The 13,374-nt window shown below is 68.3% G+C and carries 11 protein-coding genes; 6 read left to right on the top strand and 5 right to left on the bottom strand.

The window, feature by feature from the left end; translation table 11 throughout:
- Positions 1–31 precede the first annotated feature (31 nt).
- The 3 genes from P0W64_RS04190 to P0W64_RS04180 are packed head-to-tail and all read left to right on the top strand — an operon-like array spanning position 32 to position 4,532.
- Positions 32–1,798 carry an ABC transporter ATP-binding protein gene (locus tag P0W64_RS04190; protein WP_275478812.1) on the top strand — a complete coding sequence of 589 codons (1,767 nt, stop codon included), beginning with the start codon at positions 32–34 and terminating at the stop codon, positions 1,796–1,798.
- Entirely contained in the window at positions 1,795–3,534 is a 1,740-nt protein-coding gene (locus tag P0W64_RS04185; protein WP_275478811.1) for an ABC transporter ATP-binding protein, read from the top strand. Before P0W64_RS04190 ends, P0W64_RS04185 begins: the two co-directional genes overlap by 4 nt.
- A complete protein-coding gene (locus P0W64_RS04180) occupies positions 3,531–4,532 on the top strand; it encodes an ABC transporter substrate-binding protein (protein WP_275478810.1) in 1,002 nt (333 codons plus the stop codon). The genes P0W64_RS04185 and P0W64_RS04180 overlap by 4 nt, the downstream gene beginning before the upstream one ends.
- A gap of 47 nt (positions 4,533–4,579) precedes the next feature.
- On the opposite strand, the gene P0W64_RS04175 is transcribed toward P0W64_RS04180, so the two are convergent.
- On the bottom strand, positions 4,580–5,152 hold the full coding sequence (locus P0W64_RS04175) for a TetR/AcrR family transcriptional regulator (RefSeq protein ID WP_275478809.1): 573 nt from the start codon (positions 5,150–5,152) through the stop codon (positions 4,580–4,582).
- 105 nt (positions 5,153–5,257) lie between these two features.
- Here P0W64_RS04175 and P0W64_RS04170 point away from each other — a divergent pair, with 105 nt between their 5' ends.
- Positions 5,258–6,112: an SAM-dependent methyltransferase gene (locus P0W64_RS04170; protein ID WP_275478808.1), complete on the top strand. Its 855-nt coding sequence runs from the start codon at positions 5,258–5,260 to the stop codon at positions 6,110–6,112.
- Positions 6,113–6,258: 146 nt separating this feature from the next.
- On the opposite strand, the gene P0W64_RS04165 is transcribed toward P0W64_RS04170, so the two are convergent.
- Positions 6,259–7,683 carry a DHA2 family efflux MFS transporter permease subunit gene (locus P0W64_RS04165; RefSeq protein WP_275478807.1) on the bottom strand — a complete coding sequence of 475 codons (1,425 nt, stop codon included), beginning with the start codon at positions 7,681–7,683 and terminating at the stop codon, positions 6,259–6,261.
- An 86-nt stretch (positions 7,684–7,769) separates the two neighbouring features.
- Between P0W64_RS04165 and P0W64_RS04160 the strand changes: the two genes are divergently transcribed.
- Positions 7,770–8,399: a TetR/AcrR family transcriptional regulator gene (locus P0W64_RS04160; RefSeq protein WP_275478806.1), complete on the top strand. Its 630-nt coding sequence runs from the start codon at positions 7,770–7,772 to the stop codon at positions 8,397–8,399.
- A 100-nt stretch (positions 8,400–8,499) separates the two neighbouring features.
- On the opposite strand, the gene P0W64_RS04155 is transcribed toward P0W64_RS04160, so the two are convergent.
- Positions 8,500–9,120, bottom strand: coding sequence for a DsbA family protein (locus P0W64_RS04155; RefSeq protein ID WP_275478805.1), 621 nt, complete (start codon positions 9,118–9,120; stop codon positions 8,500–8,502).
- A 106-nt stretch (positions 9,121–9,226) separates the two neighbouring features.
- On the opposite strand from P0W64_RS04155, the gene pepN reads away from it, so the two are divergent.
- Complete coding sequence (gene pepN, locus P0W64_RS04150) at positions 9,227–11,818, top strand: aminopeptidase N (protein ID WP_275478804.1); 2,592 nt, start codon at positions 9,227–9,229, stop codon at positions 11,816–11,818.
- On the opposite strand, the gene P0W64_RS04145 is transcribed toward pepN, so the two are convergent.
- Positions 11,815–12,585 carry an alpha/beta hydrolase gene (locus P0W64_RS04145; protein ID WP_275478968.1) on the bottom strand — a complete coding sequence of 257 codons (771 nt, stop codon included), beginning with the start codon at positions 12,583–12,585 and terminating at the stop codon, positions 11,815–11,817. The genes pepN and P0W64_RS04145 overlap by 4 nt on opposite strands.
- 11 nt (positions 12,586–12,596) lie before the next feature.
- The gene (locus tag P0W64_RS04140; protein ID WP_275478803.1) at positions 12,597–13,361 is read right to left on the bottom strand and encodes a glucose 1-dehydrogenase; all 765 of its coding nucleotides are present in this window, start codon (positions 13,359–13,361) and stop codon (positions 12,597–12,599) included.
- Between the last annotated feature and the right edge of the window lie 13 nt (positions 13,362–13,374).

The raw sequence follows: 13,374 nt of genomic DNA, 5'->3' as shown, positions 1-13,374 counted from the left end.
GTGGACCTCTCCCGACTCCTGAGGAACGACTATGCGCGACTCATCCGAAGGCGAGATGCCAAAGGGCACCGACGGACTCGCCGGCCCCGGCGCGCTGGGACGGCTGCTGAGACCCGTTCGGCCGTACCTGATCGGGTGCGCCGCGCTGTCGATCGGCTCGGCGGCGGCCGGGATGGGCTCGTACATCGCAGTCGCGGAGATCGCGCGAGAGGTCCTGGGCGCCGGCACCGACCGTGTCTGGACATGGGTCTGGGTGGGCGCCGCCGGTTCCGCGATCTGGCTCCTGCTGTTCGTCCAGTCCTCCCGCCTCGGGCACTTCGCGGACGCGGCCGTCCTGCACCACCTGAGGGAACGGATCGTCAACCACTTGGGCACGGTGCCGCTCGGCTGGTTCCGCTCGGCCGGGTCCGGACGGGTCGAGCGCGCGATGACGGGCGACCTCGAAGAGATGCACGAGGTCATCGCCCACGCGCTGGGCCAGCTGGTCGGCGCCGCCATCGCGGCGGCGGTCGCAGCCGCTTACCTGGTGTCGGTCGACCTGAGACTGACCGCGGTCGTGATCGCCGTGGTCGCCGCGACCGCCCTCTCCTACCGGGTCTCGATGCGGTCGATGACCGGCCACATGAACCGGCTCGTCGCCGCCGAACGCCGGATGAGTACAGCCAGCATCGAATACGCCGACGGCATCGCGGTCGTCAAGACGTTCGGAACGGGAGGCAGGGTGCTGCGACGGTTCGACGACGCCGTCGATGAGCACACCGAGGCCTTCGCGGCCTGGGTTCGCGAGGTTCGGTACAGCTCGGCCGCTACCCGCGTGCTCGGCTCCGAGATGGCGATCCTGATCTCGGTCACGACCGCCGGACTCTTCCTGGTGGCAGGCGGAGACATCCGAATCGGCGATATCGCCGCGTGCCTGATAGTGGCCGTCGGCATGCCGACGGCCATCATTCCCGTGGTGTCGGCCGCACAGGGAGTACGCAAGGGCCGCATGGGTGCCGCCGACATCGAGCGACTTCTGCTCGAACCCGCGCTGTCCGAACCCGCCGGATCCCGGATGCCGGCGACGACCGACATCCAATTCGACCGCGTCTCGTTCTCCTACGACGGCGGATCACTCGCACTCGACGACGTCACGGCCACGTTCGCGCCCGGAAGCCTGACCGCGGTGGTCGGGCCGTCGGGCGCGGGGAAGAGCACCCTCGTCGCACTGATCCCCCGCTTCCACGACGTGACCGCGGGAGCGATCCGGATCGGCGGCGTGGACGTCCGTGACATGGGCTCCCGGGAGCTACTGGGTTCGCTGTCTCTGGTCTTCCAGGACGTGATGCTCCTCAACGACACGGTCGCGGAGAACATCCGCATCGGCCGGCCGGAGGCGACGCACGCCGAGGTGGTCGCGGCCGCCCGGGCGGCACACGTCCACGACGTGATCCGGCAGCTGCCGCTCGGCTACGACACCGTCCTCGACGCAACCGCCGGCGCGTTGTCGGGAGGCGAGCGGCAACGGATCACCATCGCCCGCGCGATCCTGTCCCGCGCTCGTATCGTCCTGCTCGACGAGGCCACCGCGGCGCTCGACCCCGACGCCGAGGCCGCGGTCCAGGACGCCCTCGCGGAGCTGACGGTCGGCCGCACGGTCATCGTCATCGCGCACCGGCTGCACACAGTCGTCGACGCCGACGAGATCCTGGTGCTCGACGGGGGCCGGCTCGTCGAACAGGGTTCGCATCAGGTGCTGCTCGCGCGCGGCGGTCGGTACGCCCGGATGTGGGCGGCACAGGAAGGCGTCCCGGCGTGATTCGGCGACTGTACCGACTCTGCCCGGATCCCCGTCTGCTGCTACGCCTTTGGCTGCTGACAGGTGCTCAGGCAATCCTGCAGGGTCTGATGCTCGCCTTACTCCTACCGTTACTCCGAGCGTTCGCCCACGGCGACGGAGGCGTCGACGATGCGCTGCCGTGGCTCGTCGCAGGGGCCGCGGGCGCGGTGCTGTTCTGTGTGCTCCGGGTGGTCGCCGACCCGATCGGCTATGCGGCGGCCGCGACCATCGCCGCGCAGCTGCGCCGCCGGCTTATGACACACGTGACCTCCCTGGGGATCGGCTGGTTCACGACGCAGAACAAGACTCGCCTCGCCCGCGCCGTCACCGCCGACGTCGGCGACGCCGCGCATCTCACGGTGACCATCGGCGGGCCGGTGCTGACCGCGACCCTCTTCCCTGCCACGGTCGCCGTGGTGACGCTGTTCGTAGCCCCGCCGGTCGGTCTCGCCCTGTGCGCGATCGCGGTCGCCGCCGCGATCGCACTCAGGCGAGCCGCCCGGGTCTCCGCCGACGCCGAGACCCGACTGGAGCAGGCGGCCGCAGAGGTGGCCGGACAGGCGATCGAATTCGGGCAGGCGCAACCGGTGCTGCGGGCCGCACGATCGGCAGCAGGCACCGGGCGCATGCGCGCGGCCCTGGACCGCCATAGGGTCACCTACCGAGACGGGATGCGGCGGGCACGTACCCCGTTCTTCGTATACTCGGCTGTCGTCTCGGTCGGGTTCGTCGTCACGCTCGTGTTGATCGCCGCCCTGCTCGACGCCGACCGGATCGACCCGATCAGCGCCGTCGTCCTGCTCGTTCTCGTGTCCCGGTTCCTCCAGTCCATCGGCACGCTGATCGACCTGATCGGTGCCGTGCGCGCCATGACCAACAAGATCAGCCGTATCGAACGACTCCTCGACGTTGCACCGCTGCCCGTGCCGGCGGTTCCGGCCACCGTGATATCCACCCCCGAGGTGGCCTTCGACGATGTGGTGTTCAGCTACCCGGGCACCGATACGTGTGCCCTCGACGGTGTGACGCTGCGGTGCCGCCCCGGAAGCACTACCGCACTCGTCGGTCCGTCGGGTTCGGGGAAGACGACGGTCGTCCGATTGATCGCCCGATTCTTCGACGTCGACGCCGGCCGTGTCACCGTCGGTGGCGTGGACGTCCGCGAGCTCGACCCGCGGGTCCTGCTCGACGAGATCGCGATCATCTTCCAGGACGTCTACCTCTTCGACGACACCATCGAGAACAATCTGCTCATCGCGCGCCCCGGCGCGACCCGGGGAGAGCTCGATGACGCTGCGCGGGCCGCGCGCCTCGATGCAGTCGTATCCCGCCTGCCCGACGGCTGGTCCACCCGGGTCGGTGAGGCGGGCGCGAGATTGTCCGGGGGCGAACGTCAACGAGTGGCGATCGCCCGCGCCATCCTGAAACGCGCGCGGATCGTGCTCGTCGACGAGGCCGCGTCCGCCCTGGACCCCGAGAACGAGAGGGCCGTCGCCGCGGCCGTCGCCGGACTCGAGGCGCCTGGCCGGACGACGATCGTCATCGCACACCGGCCCGCCACGCTGGAGACCGCGGACCAGGTGATCGCGATGGGACACGGCCGGATCGCGGAACAGGGCTCGCCGTCGGAGCTCCTGCGGACGGGCGGGACGTTCGGGCGAATCCACGACCGGCTCCGCGCGGACAGGTCCTGGCGCATCGGCGCGCGACGATGAACGGACGCGAAACCCACTCGCACCGGGTCCTCCGCGCTGTCGTCGCGTTGCTGGCCGGGACGGTCGTGCTCACAGCGTGCGGTGCCTCGGGTCGTGGCACCACGGCTTCGTCGGGAACCAGCGTCACCGTCTCCGGCGACCAGGGGCCCGTCGACGTTCGCGTCACAGACACCGGGATCTGGGCACTCGACTTCCAGACGGCACTGGCGCTCCTGTCGATAGGAGTCGTACCGACCCACGCCGGCCGCTATCGCTATCAGCCGGATCCGTCCGTGCTGGGCGGCTACGCGGTACTGAGACGCGCAGGTGTGAAGCTGGTGGCCGCCGGCGATGCCGAGGCCGTGGCAGCGGCGCGCCCGAGCCTCGTGATCGGCCGCCCGAACACGGGCAACGACGACATCGTGCCCGCCCTCCGCCGGATCGCGCCCGTGGTCGTCCTGGACAGGCTGCCGCTGCTCGGGCAGCTCCTCGACACGCTCGGAGCAGTGACGGGGCACCGCGCTCGGGCCGAGACGCTCCAGGCTCGTCTCACTGCGCGCGAGAAGGCGCTGCGTAACCGCATCGCCGCGTCGCGATTCGCCGGCGCCGAGGTCTCGGTGACGTCCGCGTGCGGACCGCAGCTGTGTGTATACGGGAACGCCCGCGGGTTCGGCCCGGTACTTCGCCGGGTCGGCTTGACTAGGCCTGCGGCCCAATCGAATACCGGGAACGAGTGGGGCTATACGGAGGTCTCCCGCGAACAACTCCGAGACCAGATCGCTCCGGTCATGATCGCGCTGGGCGGTTCGGTGACCCGTGGGGGTGAGTCGCCGCTGCAGAGCCCGCTCCTCGGAACGTCCAGCCGCATCACCGCCGAGGTCGACTTCTCCGCGTGGTTCGACGTCGGGCCGTTGAGCGAGGCCTGGGTACTCGCGGACCTCACGTCGATCCTGTTCGGTGACGGGCGACCGACCCGTGAGTCCGACGCCGCGCGCCTATGGGGCGAGCTGGTCGGCTGAGTTGATTCCCATCGAGCGTGCGCACTCCGCGACCTCGACGCCGCTCGCTACAATTCGCCCGGTTCGACGATTCCCGAGAGGACCGTACGAGCGAGCGGCAGTGCAGCCTCGAAGCACTCCTCGTCGGTGAGATCCAGGTCGCCCATCATCGAGGAGCTCCAGCCGATCATCAGCAGCGCTTGGCGTGCACGGAACGCGTTGCGGGCCTGATGGTCCGGTTTGATCATCTGCTCGGTGAGAAGCTGCAGACCCTCGCGCATCGTGATCGCCGACGGGTGACGGCTGAACGTGGTCTGGTTCGTGTAGAAGAAGCGCGCCAGATCCCTTCCGACGTCATGGAGTAGGCGGCCGTAACGCACCAGTATCGCGTCCCGCGTCCGCGGGCCGGGTGGCTGCGTTCGTGCCCATTCGACGATCTCCTCGATCCCGTCCGGAACGGCGGCGAAAAGATCGTCGACGATGTCCTGCTTCGTCGGGAAGTGATAGTAGAGAGCTGCTTTCGTTACGTCGACTCGTTCAGCGATCTCGCGCATGGAGGTCCTGTCGTAGCCCTGCTCGGTGAACAGCTCGATCGCCACAGCTCGGATGCGTTGCCGGGTATCGGTGCGCCGTCCGTCCATAGTTTCCAGCATAGGTTACTTGACGGTCGGTCAGGTGTCTGACTAGCGTGAGATAGCTAACCGACCGGTAAGCAAGTTAGCGCCGCACAAGCCGAGGTGACGGGTATGGAGACGAATGAGAGCGACCCACTGCGCGGAGTTCCTCTGAGCGCGTTGGGTGTCGCACTGATCCGAGCGCGCGAATCGAATCGCCACGATCGCCTGTACGACGACCCGGTCGCCGTGCACATCGCGACGGCGGCGAGGGCGGCGTTCGCCGCCGTCCCGGGCGGCGCCGACCGGTGGGCTCGGATCGAGCACCTGGCGCACGAGTTCTACGAGGGGCGGACTGCGAGCGTCCGCGCCGTCGACGACCGGATTCGGGAGTGGGTGACCGGAGGCGGACGGCAGGTGGTGATGGTCGGCGCCGGGTTGGATGCTAGACCGTTCCGGATGGAGCTGCCGCCGGACGTGCGCTGGATCGAGATCGATCTGCCCGAGACGTTCGAGTTCAAAGACCGACTCACGGAATGCTTTCAACCCCATTGCGCCCGCCGCGTGATCGCCGCGGACCTGTGCTCGGACTGGGAGCCGTCATTACTCGACACCGGGTTCCGGCCCGGCGTACCGAGCCTGTGGGTCGATGAGGGCGCGGTCCCCTACCTCCCGCACGAAGGCGCGATGAGCGTGCTGGCGACGATCACCCGCCTGTCTGCACCGAGAAGCGAAATCCTCACCGTCGCAGTCGGTACCGATGCAAGGGAGCATCGGTACCGGGATCTGAGGGACCTCGTCACCACGTCCGCACCCGACCAGCCGATCGACCGCGGGATCGGCGTCGCCGGGCCGGCGTGGTTGCGTGAACACGGCTGGCGGCTCGCGTTCGATGAATGGGACGAGATCGTGCGCCCGTACCGGCGCCACAGTGCACTGACGGGAAAACCCTCGGACGGATTCCTCCGCGCAGTCAGACGAGGATGACCATGCCGTCCTCGAATCCGCTGGATCGATTCGAAGTCGGCGTTCACCGGTGGACGCCGACTTCGGTGGGTCGGCTTCCCCGATGCGCCGACGAGGACGCGGCTGAGCCACATCGCGGCGCAACCCCGGACCGAGGCGGGCAACCGTCACGAACGGGATCGCGGCGGGCGGCGCCCGGGCAGCATCGCGGCGAGGACGATAGGGATGACGGTTGCGCCGATACTCCACCAGAAGGCGGTGGCGAACGCGGCGGCGTGACCGGAGAACGTGGCTGGATGAGCGGCTTGCGAGTTGGCCAGGACCACCGCGAGTACGGTAGTACCGAAGGGCGCTCCTATGCGTTGCACGATGTTGAATGCCGTTGTGCCGCGAGCGAGTTCGGTCGGAGCGAGATCGGCGACAGCGAGGGCGTTCAGCGTTGGCGTGGCGAGCCCGATCCCAGCTCCGCGGACGGTCAACGCAACCATGAGCAATGGCGTGGCGTCACGAAGCGACGGAATAGCGAACGGCACGGTCCCCATAGCCATTACGGCGAAACCCAGCACCATACGCGCGCGTGGCGTCATGGGCGCGAGAACCCGCTTGCCTCCGAGGATGACGGCGGCCGCGCCGATGCCCTGTGGCACCATGAGCAGGCCCGCCTGGAGGACGGAGCTGCGATGAAGCACCTGGAAGTACAGGGGCAGCAGAAGCATGCCTCCGAACATGGTGAACCCCAGAGCGATCGAGATCAGGTTCGTCAGCGCGAAGCCACGGCGGGCGAACAGCCGGACGTCGATCAGAGCGGCGTCGCCTGCGTGTAGTGACCAACCGATGAAGCCCGCCACCAGGACCAGTGCGGCGGCCGCCGGGATCCAGACGTCCGGCTGAGACAGGCCGTGCCCCGGTGCGATCCGGGCGAATGCATAGACGAGTGCGACCATCGCCGGCGCCAGCAGGACCGCGCCGACCGCGTCCAGTCTCCGCACCCCGGTCTGCGGTGGGTCGGGTTGCAGCGCGCGAGGCGCCAGTAGCATGCCGGCGATGCAGAAGGGGATGTTGGCCAGGAACATCCATCGCCAGTCCGCACCTTCGATGAGCGCTCCACCGACCACAGGGCCGAGGACCGGACCGACTTGCACGATGAGCGAGAAGCCGCCCATCGCGGTCATGAGTCGATCTCGGCCGGCCTCCCGGGTCATCAGCGCCATGAGCACCGGAAGGATCAGGCCGGCTCCGGTTCCCTGCAGCACCCGGAAGACGATCAGCGACGGCAGATTCCATGCCGCGCCGCAGAGTACGGATCCCGCAAGGAATACCGACAGCGCGAGTATCCAGGTGCGGCGTGCCCCGATGCGGTCCATCAGCCATCCGGAAAGGGGCACGACGGCCGCCATCGCCAGCAGGAATCCAGTGATCACCCATTGCGTCGACGCCAGTCCGGCATGGAAGACCGTAGCCAGATGATCGATCGCGACGTTGACGATCGTCGAGTCCAAGATGCTCGCGATCGCTCCGACCCCGAGCGCGACGAGTACGAAGCCGAGCCTGGGTGACGGCTCCAAGGCCGTGCGTGTGGGCGTGGCGGTCATTCGTCCTCCTCCAATTGAGCTATCAGACTCAAAAGTAGAGCAGCTCCGATTATCGTGCAAGTCCGATGTTCGGTTACCATCGAGGAATGACAGCGGATGACGGGCGGGTGGATCCTGAACCCGCCCGCGCGCGCCCAGGGCGACGGGAGCGGAAGAAGGCCCAGACGCGGGAGGCGATCTCGGCGGCAGCGATGCGACTGTTCGCCGCGCGCGGGTTCGATCACGTCGGTGTCCGCGACGTGGCGGAGGCAGCCGACGTCGCTCTGAGCACCCTGTTCAAACACTTTCCGACGAAAGAGGCCCTGGTCTTCGATCTGGACGAGGACATCGAGGAAGGGCTCGTCGCCGCCGTCCGGGATCGCCCCTCCGGGGCGTCTCCCCTGACTGCGATCAGCGACCACCTGCGTCGTCATAACCTCGGAGTGCAGCCGGCCGTCGACGACGCCTTCGGCACGATAGTCGCGGAATCACCGGCGCTGCAGGACTACGCACGGAACATGTTGCAACGCCACGAGACCGCGCTCGGCGAAGCGATCGCGGAGGCGTGTGGAATGGGCGCCGACGATGCCCGCGCCCTGGGCCTGGCGAGATTCGCCCTGTCCGTCCCGGACCTGGCTGAGCGCCACGGCGACCCGGACGCCGCGTTCACCCAGTTGTTCACACTTCTGCGCAAAGGCTGGGATGCGGTCGTCTCCGACACCGGAGCAGCTCGCTAGCGGCTCGGCGGACAGCGGTAGCGGCGCGGCCGCCGTGGCGCTCGCCAGCACCACGACGCCACGCGTTGTAGAAATCGACCTTACGGACTCAGGACGCCGGTCAGTCGAACTCGGGGCTTTCGTGACGGGTCCGTTTGAGCTCGAAGAAGTGCGGATAACCCGCCAGCGCCACGACGCCGTCCCACACCCTGCCCGCGTCTTCGCCACGGGGGATGCGGGACAGGACGGGACCGAAGAACGCGACATCGTTGACGTGGATCGTGGGCGTCCCTACGTCGGGCCCGACCTTGTCCATGCCCGCGTGGTGGCTCGCGCGCAGCGCCTCGTCGTACTCGGTCGACGTGGCGGCATCGGCCAGCTTCGGGTCTAGACCGACCTCGGCCAGCGCCTCGGCGGTCACGGCGGCGAGATCCTTGTTGCCCTGGTTGTGGATGCGAGTGCCCATCGCCGTGTAGAGCGCAGGCAGGACCTCGTCACCGTTCGCCTGCGCTGCCGCGATGAGGACGCGCACGGGACCCCACCCGGTCTTCAGCAACTCGACGTACTGCTCCGGCAGCCCCTCCCTGCCCTCGTTGAGCACGGCGAGACTCATGACATGGAAGCGGGCCTCGATGTTGCGGACCTTCTCGACCTCGAGGATCCAGCGGGAGGTGATCCAGCACCACGGGCACAGCGGGTCGAACCAGAAGTCGGCGCGGTCCTTGGCAGCAGGGGTCGACACGAGCGGTCTCCTTTGAGTCGGTGGGGTTCCGTGTATGTCAACAACGATGCACTCCGATACGTTCCCCGTCGACACTTACGTCGATAGATCCTGTAGGCATGTCTGTATGGCATCCCCGAACCTGACCCAGGACCAGGCCACTGCCCGCGCGGCGGCGGTAACCGTGACTCGCTACGCGATCGACCTCGACCTGACCGACGGCGCGGGCGGGCCGGGTGAGCACACCTTCGACGCCACGACGACGGTGACCTTCGACGCCGCGGCCGGCACGGACACGTTCATCGACCTCATAGTGGAGCCCGGCTCGCTCTCCGCGACGCTCAACGGATCGGCGCTAGACGTCGGCGGGTATACCGAGGAGACGGGTCTGGCGCTCCCGCAGCTCGCAGAACACAACGAGCTCGTCATCACAGGCCGCTTCTTCTACTCCAACACCGGCGAGGGGCTGCACCGCTTCGTAGACCCGACCGACGCCGCCGTCTACCTGTACTCGCAGTTCGAGACGGCCGATGCCAAGCGCATGTTCGCATGCTTCGACCAGCCGGACCTCAAGGCCGTATACGACGTGACGGTGACGGCGCCGGAGAGCTGGACCGTCGTGTCGAACGGCGCCGGAACAGCCTCCGACCCCGAGAACGGCACGCGGCGTTGGACGTTCGCAACCACGCCGCTGCTGTCCACCTACCTGGTCGCGCTCATCGCGGGTCCGTACGCCTCGTGGTCCGACACGTACACCGACGACCACGGAACCATCGACCTGCGCCTGTTCTGCCGCGCCTCGCTCGCCGATTACATGGACGCCGAGCGCCTGTTCACCGAGACCAGGCAGGGTTTCGGCTTCTACCATGAGAACTTCGGTATCCCTTACGCATTCGGCAAGTACGACCAGCTGTTCGTGCCGGAGTTCAACGCCGGAGCCATGGAGAACGCCGGCGCCGTGACGTTCCTGGAGGACTACGTATTCCGGTCGAAGGTGACGCGGTACCTGTACGAGCGGCGCGCCGAGACGGTGCTGCACGAGATGGCGCATATGTGGTTCGGCGACCTGGTCACCATGCGGTGGTGGGACGACCTGTGGCTCAACGAATCCTTCGCCACGTTCGCATCCGTGCTGTGCCAGGCGGGGGCCACCGAGTACACGTCGGCATGGACGACGTTCGCGAATGTCGAGAAGTCCTGGGCGTACCGTCAGGACCAGCTACCGTCGACCCACCCCGTCGCCGCGGACATCCCGGACCTGCAGGCTGTTGAGGTCAACTTCGACGGAATCACCTACGCCAAGGGCGCTTCCGTGCTCAAGCAACTCGTCGCCTACGTCGGGCTCGAGGACTTCCTCGCCGGATTACGCGGCTATTTCGCCGCGCACGAGTTCGGCAACGCGACGTTCTCGGATCTGTTGGGGGCCCTGGAGCAGTCGTCGGGCAGGGACCTCTCCGACTGGGGCGCCCAATGGCTGAAGACCACCGGCATCAACATCCTCCGCCCCGACTTCGAGGTCGACGGCGACGGCCACTTCACCCGGTTCGCGATCGTCCAGGAGGGAGCGCAGCCGGGCGCGGGTGAGACCCGTACGCACCGCCTCGCTGTGGGCGTGTACGACGACGAGGGCGGAAAACTGGTGCGCACCAAGCGCGTCGAAATCGACATCAGCGGTTCCAGTACGGACGTACCCGACCTGGTCGGCATCTCGCGTGGCAAGCTCGTGCTGCTCAACGACGATGACCTCACATACTGTTCCGTACGGCTCGATCCCGACTCCCTGGCCGTCGCGACCGAGCGGATCGGAGACATCGCCGACTCGCTGCCGCGCACACTCGTCTGGTCGGCGGCGTGGGAGATGACTCGACAGGCCGAGATGCGCGCGCGCGACTTCGTGGCACTGGTGCAGGCCGGGATCGGGGCCGAGACGGAGGTCGGTGTCGTACAGCGTCTCCTGCTGCAGGCCCAGACCGCGATCGGCTCATACGCCGACCCGGTATGGGCCGCAGCCGAGGGGCGTCCGGCGTTCGCCGCCCGCCTCCTGGAACTCGCACGTGCAGCCGAGGCCGCCTCGGACCATCAGCTCGCATTCGTCAACGCGCTGGCGGGATCGGTACTCGGTGACGCCGAGATCGACGTCCTCCATGCACTTCTCGACGGCACCTCGCCCGCCGACGTCGGCCTGGAGGGGCTCACCGTAGACACCGACATGCGCTGGCGCCTGGTCGTCGCCCTGGCGCGGTCGGGCGTTATCGATGCCGACGGCACGGCCACACCCGCGATCGAGGCGGAGGTCGCCAAGGACCCGACGGCCACGGGCGAGCGCTCGGCCGCAACCGCTGCCGCCGCCCGTCCCCAGCTTCGGGTCAAAGAGGAGGCGTGGGAGAAGGTGTTCGGCGACGATTCGCTGCCCAACATCCTGGCGCGCGCCGTGGCAGCCGGAATCGCATCGCCTGGGCAGGGAGAGCTGTTGGCACCCTTCGCATCCCGTTACTTCGAAGCGATCGACGCCGTATGGGCGCGGCGCAGCTCCGAAGTCGCACAGACCGTGGTGATCGGCCTGTACCCGTCGTGGGACATCAGCGCCGAGGGGCTCGCGGCTGCCGACGCGTGGCTCGCCGGCGAACACCCGGCAGCTCTGCGCCGTCTCGTCCTCGAAGGCCGCGACGGCGTCGCGCGCAGCCTGCGGGCGCAGGAGTTCGATCGCGCCTCGGGCTAGCCGTCGGGTCGCTGCGCGCCGAACGCGGCGCGCAGCCACCACGGCGGCACGAACGAGCGCCATCTGCCCGCCGGTAGCGCGAGGCGGTCCGCAACAGTCCACAGGGCGGCCGGATGATGGCCGTAGCCGAGGTGGCTGCCTAGTATCTCCACGTTCTCGGCCCGCTCCGACGGTTCGTCCAGGCATGCCCGCCACGAGACGATCCCGTCGAGCCTGCTGTAGATCGACGTCGCCGGAACCGGCAGCGGCCCCTGGCCCCGTTCCAGTGGCAGCTCCAGCTCGCCGGCGTGGAACCGCCGGAACGCCTCGTACAGATGGCGCGCGTTGCTCTGGTCGTGGTCGCTGAGTTTGAACGGGCTACCCAACGTGATCACCTGGCGGACCTCATCGGGACGCTCCCGGGTGATCTGCCGGGCGAAGATGCCACCCAGGCTCCAGCCGATCACGCTCACGGGCTCACCGTGGCGCTCGGCGATGCCGGACAGCCGTGCGCGCATACCCGCCGAGATGCGTTCGGTGGGGCCGATGTTCACGCCGAGGGACCAGCCGTACACCGGGTAGCCGAGATGCGTGAGGAAACGGCGCAGCAGCACCGTTGTCATGTCCCCGGTCCCAAGGCCCGGGAGCACGAGGACCGGTTGCCCGTCCCCCAGGGGGGCGCGGGCCAAGGCCGGCCAGGTCCAGCAGAGCGCGCCGAACTCGGCGACGGACCGCGCGTAGTCGGTGACCATGAGCGGGAGGCCCGGCGCTCCGGGGCGCGGCAGCATCCTCACGGCATTCATCTCGTCGTCAGCCCGCCGTCGACCGGAAGCGTGATCCCGGTGACGTAGCCGCCTGCATCGCTGGCCAGGAACAGCAGTGCCGCACTGAGTTCCTCCGGATCACCCATCCGGCCACTGACTGTCCGCGGAATGATCGTCTCCTCCAGATAGCCCTCGGGGAACTCATCGGTCATCTCGGAGGCGAAGAACCCCGGGGCCAGCGCATTGACGCGGATGCCTTTGCGTCCGGTCCACTGCTGCGCCAGGTCCCGCGTCAACCCGATCACCGCCGCCTTGCTCGAGCAGTACGCGGCCTGGGGCAGTTGCGCCGTCGTGAGGCCCAGAACGCTCGCGATGTTCACGATAGAGCTGCCTGGCCGCATCACTCGACCGCACGCCTGCGCCATCCAGTAGGAGCCGTTCAGGTTGACGTCCAGGACACGCCGGAACTCATCGGGCGTCTCGCGGCTGGCGGGTACGGCTGACGCCACACCAGCGTTGTTCACGAGGACGTCGACGTTTCCGAACTCCGCGATCGCCGCCTCGACGACCCCGTCACAATCGCTCGTATTCGCGACATCGCACCGCACCGCGAGCGACCGCCGGCCTGCGGCCTGCACGAGGGCCGCCGTCGCGTCCAGCCGGTCGACTCGCCGAGCCGCGAGCACGACATCGGCCCCGGCTTCGGCGAGGGCTCGTGCGAAGTGCACCCCGAGCCCGCTGGAGGCGCCGGTTACCACCGCGACGCGACCGTCCAGCCGGAATCTGTCCAGGATCGTCATCTCCAGTCCCTTC

Origin of the sequence: Tsukamurella sp. 8F (assembly GCF_029167375.1) — a bacterium.
Lineage (GTDB): Bacteria > Actinomycetota > Actinomycetes > Mycobacteriales > Mycobacteriaceae > Tsukamurella.
This window is presented reverse-complemented; position numbering and strand designations above follow the sequence as displayed.